The sequence below is a fragment of the Streptomyces sp. NPDC004561 genome, from assembly GCF_053602155.1.
The window spans coordinates 1-3,922 of sequence record NZ_JBSGDB010000664.1; the positions used below are offsets into that span (position 1 = coordinate 1).

Here is a 3,922-nt window from a genome sequence, read left to right on the forward strand (position 1 = left end):
GCCGTCGGCCACCGGCAGCGCCTCGACCGGAAGGTCCGGCACGACACGGCGCAGCCCGGCCGTCACCCGCTCGGCGACCTGCGCGGCCGTCAGCGAGCCCTTGAACTTGTCCGCGGCGATGAGCACCCCACGGGTCTCGTTCCCTGCAGCGTCCGCCACCTTGCTTTCCCCTTGCTCTCCGGGCCCCGCGCACGTCAGGGCCAGTCGCGCCGCTGCGACCTTAACCTCAGGACGCCCCCGCCGTCATGCCCCGACCGAAGGCTGGGCGGTGCCTGGGAGCCGGCTGTGCAAAACGGGTAGACCCCTGCCATGAACACCCAGCGCACCGGCCCCGACCTCGCCGACCGCGTCCACGGCGGCTGGCTCGGCCGGATCGCGGGCAACATGCTCGGCAAGCCGGTCGAGCAGGGCGAGGTGTGGACGCGCGAGCGCATCGACGGCTATCTGCGGCGGGCCGAGGCGCTGCCGCTCACCGACTACCTGCCCGAGCCCGCCGACGCGGCCGACGCCGCCGCACTGCGCCCCGAATGGCGGGACTGCGTACGCGGCCGGATCGACGGCAGCTGCCGGGACGACGACGTGGACTACGCGATCCTCGGCCTGCACCTGCTGGAGACCCACGGCTTCGGCTTCAGCACGGAGGACGTCGGCGAGCTGTGGCTGCTGCGGCTGCCGTACCTGCAGACCTTCACGGCGGAACGAGCGGCGTACCGGAACCTCGCGAACGGCCTGAAGCCGCCGGTGACGGCGACGTACGACAACCCGTACCAGGAGTGGATCGGCGCGCTGATCCGCGCCGACGTGCACGGCTGGACCAGTCCCGGCGACCCGGCCCGCGCCGCCGCTCTGGCCCGCCGGGACGCGGTGCTCTCCCACACCGGCAACGGCGTCTACGGCGCCATGTGGGCGGCCGCGCTGGTCGCGGCGGCCTTCACCGCCGCGACCGTGCGGGACGCGCTGGACAGCGCGCTCGGCGTGATCCCGCCCGGCAGCCGGCTCGCCCGCACCGTGCGCCGGGTCACGTCCCTGCACGAGGCCCGCCTGGGCTGGGAGGACACCCTGGCCACGATGTCCACCGAGACCGCCGGTCTCGGCTGGATCCACACCGTCCCGAACGCGGCCGTCCTCACCGCCGGGCTGCTGTACGGCGACGGCGACTTCACCCGGACCCTCGCCCTCACCGTGCGCGGCGGCCTGGACACCGACTCCAACGGGGCGACGGCCGGCTCGGTGGCCGGCGTCCTCACCGGCGCGTCCGCCATCCCGGACCGCTGGAAGACCCCCCTGCGCGACACGGTCCGCAGCGCGGTGTCCGGCTTCGACGGGGCACGGATCAGCGATCTCGCCGAACGCACCCTCCGGCTGGCCACCGCACCGGCCCCGACGGGACCCGACGGCGCGCGTCCGGCCTGAGCGCCGCCGTTCCCGTCTCGCACGCCGTCCCGCGAATCCGGCGCAGGCACTCCGGTGAGGCGGCCGACCGCCCCCATGCGCCGATGCCGGACGGGGTGGACGTGGCACTACCCTCGACGGGGTGACCGCTTCGGACTTCGCCACGTACATCGCGGGGCTGCCCCGCATCCTCGCCGGTGCCGCCGCGCTCTTCCGGGACGCGGCGGGGCAGGTGCTGCTCGTCGAGCCCAACTACCGTGAGGGCTGGGCGCTTCCGGGCGGGACGATCGAGTCGGACGAGGGTGAGACGCCCCGGCAGGGCGCCCGCCGGGAGACCCTGGAGGAGATCGGCCTCGACCGGGAACCCGGCCGGCTGCTGGCGGTGGACTGGGTGCACGGCGCGGGCCGGCCGCCCCTGGTCGCCTACCTCTACGACGGCGGTGTCCTCACGGACGCCGACCTGAAGGCCATCCGGCTGCAGGAGGAGGAGCTGCTCTCCTGGCGTCTGGTCCCCCGCGAGGAGATCACCGGCCACCTTCCCGGGGCCCTCGGCCGCCGCGTCCTCGCCGCCCTCGACGTCCTCGCCGACGGCTCGCACACGGCGGAACTGGAGAACGGCCACCGGGCGGGCTGAGCCCGGGACCGGCATCCGTACGCCATCGACCGGCTCGGCGCACCCGCCCCCAATATCGCTCGCTCCGAGCGGACGGGCGCCCTACTCTCGGGCCCATGAACAGGCCTCTCGTAGCCATTCTCAGTGGCGCAGGTATCTCCACCGACTCCGGGATCCCGGACTATCGCGGGCCGAACGGGCTGTGGCGGCGGGATCCCGAGGCCGAGAAGCTCGTGACGTACGAGTACTACATGGGCGATCCGGAGATCCGGCGGCGGTCCTGGCGGATGCGGCGCGAGAACCGCGCGCTGGAGGCCGAGCCGAACGCGGCGCACCTGGCCGTCGCCGAGCTGGAGAAGTCCGGCGTGCCGGTGCGGGTGATCACGCAGAACGTGGACGGGCTGCACCAGCTGGCCGGGATGCCCGCGCGCAAGGTGCTCGAACTGCACGGCAGCGCCCGCAGCGTCGTGTGCACGAAGTGCCATGCGCGCGGATCGATGGAGGACGCCCTCGCCCGCGTCGACGCCGGTGAGGACGATCCGCCGTGCCTGGAGTGCGGCGGCATCCTCAAGTCCGCCACCGTGATGTTCGGCGAACGTCTCGATCCCCTGGTGCTCGGCGAGGCCGTGGCCATCACCAAGGCCTGCCAGGTGTTCGTCGCCGTCGGCAGCAGCCTCCAGGTCCAGCCCGCCGCCGGCCTCGCCGGGCTCGCCGCCGACCACGGCGCCCGGCTCGTCATCGTCAACGCCGAGCCCACGCCGTACGACGACATCGCCGACGAGGTCGTACGGGAACCGATCGGCACCGCGCTGCCCGAACTCCTGGGAGCGTTGCACTAGTTCGTCAGGCGAACAGGCCCGCTCCGCGCTCGAAGTCCAGCAGGCGGCGCTTGCGGGCGAGGCCGCCGCCGTAGCCGGTGAGGCTGCCGTCCGCGCCGATCACCCGGTGGCAGGGGACGATGATGCCCACGGGATTGCGGCCGTTGGCGAGGCCGACCGCGCGGGAGGCCTGGGGATTGCCGAGGGCGTCGGCGAGTTCGCCGTAGGTGCGGGTCTCGCCGTACGGGATCCGCGCCAGCTGTGCCCAGACACCGCGCTGGAACGGCGTTCCCCGCAACGCGAGTTCGACGGTGAACTCCTTCAACTCGCCCACGAAGTAGGCCGACAGCTGCTCGCGCGCCGCGGCGAAGCAGGACGGGCCGTCGTCGCGCGGGCCGAAGTCCTCCTCGGGCGGGCGGTGCCGCTGGCCGGCCATGTACAGGCCGCACAGGGCGCCGTCGGCGTCGGCGACCAGGGTGAGCGGGCCGTAGGGGCTGTCCAGCACGGTGTGACACTTCACGGGAACCTTCTTATACCGGGAGGAAGTTGATCGGGTGGCTGTCGGTCGCCCACAGGTACTGCACCGCGTACGCCCGCCAGGGCCGCCACGCCTCGGCGCGCGCGGTGAGCGTGGCCGGGGTGGAAGGCAGGCCCAGCTCCCTGGCGGCGCGCCGGATGCCGAGGTCGGTGGCGAGGAAGGCGTCGGGGTCGCCGAGGGCGCGCATGGCGATGACGTCGACGGTCCAGGGCCCGAAGCCGGGCAGCGCGAGCAGCCGGGCCCGGGCTTCGGCCCAGTCGGACTCCACACCCAGGTGGAGTGTCCCGTCGGCCAGTTGACGGACGAGGGTGGTGAAGGTGGTGCGCCGGGTGCGGGGCATCGCCAGGGTCTCGGGGTCGACGGCGGCGAGCGCCTCGGGGGACGGGAAGAGGTGGGTGAGGCCGCCCTCGGGGTCGTCCAGGGGCTTGCCGTGCGCGGTGACGAGGCGGGCCGCGTGGGTGCGGGCGGCGACGGTCTCGTCGAGGTCGTTGACCACGACGGCGGCTCCGTCCGAGGCGAGCTTGAGGGCGATCTCGCGGCCGATCCCTCGGCCCGAGCCGG

5 protein-coding genes and 1 pseudogene are annotated in these 3,922 nt (G+C 73.9%); 3 read left to right on the forward strand and 3 right to left on the reverse strand.

Annotated elements, in window-relative coordinates; translation table 11 throughout:
* On the reverse strand, positions 1 to 159 hold a 159-nt coding region (locus ACWEN3_RS43090; RefSeq protein WP_452983199.1), incomplete at its 3' end, for a glycerate kinase.
* A gap of 150 nt (positions 160 to 309) precedes the next feature.
* Here ACWEN3_RS43090 and ACWEN3_RS43095 point away from each other — a divergent pair.
* The 3 genes from ACWEN3_RS43095 to ACWEN3_RS43105 all read left to right on the forward strand — a co-directional run bounded on the left by ACWEN3_RS43095 (position 310) and on the right by ACWEN3_RS43105 (position 2,844).
* Positions 310 to 1,413: an ADP-ribosylglycohydrolase family protein gene (locus ACWEN3_RS43095; protein WP_452983189.1), complete on the forward strand. Its 1,104-nt coding sequence runs from the start codon at positions 310 to 312 to the stop codon at positions 1,411 to 1,413.
* A gap of 121 nt (positions 1,414 to 1,534) precedes the next feature.
* Entirely contained in the window at positions 1,535 to 2,026 is a 492-nt protein-coding gene (locus ACWEN3_RS43100; protein ID WP_452983192.1) for an NUDIX domain-containing protein, read from the forward strand.
* Between the two features lie 95 nt (positions 2,027 to 2,121).
* A complete protein-coding gene (locus ACWEN3_RS43105; RefSeq protein ID WP_452983195.1) occupies positions 2,122 to 2,844 on the forward strand; it encodes an SIR2 family NAD-dependent protein deacylase in 723 nt (240 codons plus the stop codon).
* 4 nt (positions 2,845 to 2,848) lie between these two features.
* Here ACWEN3_RS43105 and ACWEN3_RS43110 read toward each other — a convergent pair whose 3' ends face one another.
* Together ACWEN3_RS43110 and ACWEN3_RS43115 are read right to left on the reverse strand one after the other, a co-directional pair.
* The gene (locus ACWEN3_RS43110; RefSeq protein WP_452983197.1) at positions 2,849 to 3,343 is read right to left on the reverse strand and encodes a methylated-DNA--[protein]-cysteine S-methyltransferase; all 495 of its coding nucleotides are present in this window, start codon (positions 3,341 to 3,343) and stop codon (positions 2,849 to 2,851) included.
* A gap of 10 nt (positions 3,344 to 3,353) precedes the next feature.
* A pseudogene (locus ACWEN3_RS43115) lies at positions 3,354 to 3,922 on the reverse strand (hypothetical protein); the annotation flags it as partial.

Excerpts from the sequence above, each read along its gene's own strand:
- ACWEN3_RS43095 (WP_452983189.1), top strand. The coding sequence starts at position 310 with ATGAACACCCAGCGCACCGGCCCCGACCTCGCCGACCGCGTCCACGGC.
- ACWEN3_RS43105 (WP_452983195.1), top strand. The coding sequence starts at position 2,122 with ATGAACAGGCCTCTCGTAGCCATTCTCAGTGGCGCAGGTATCTCCACC.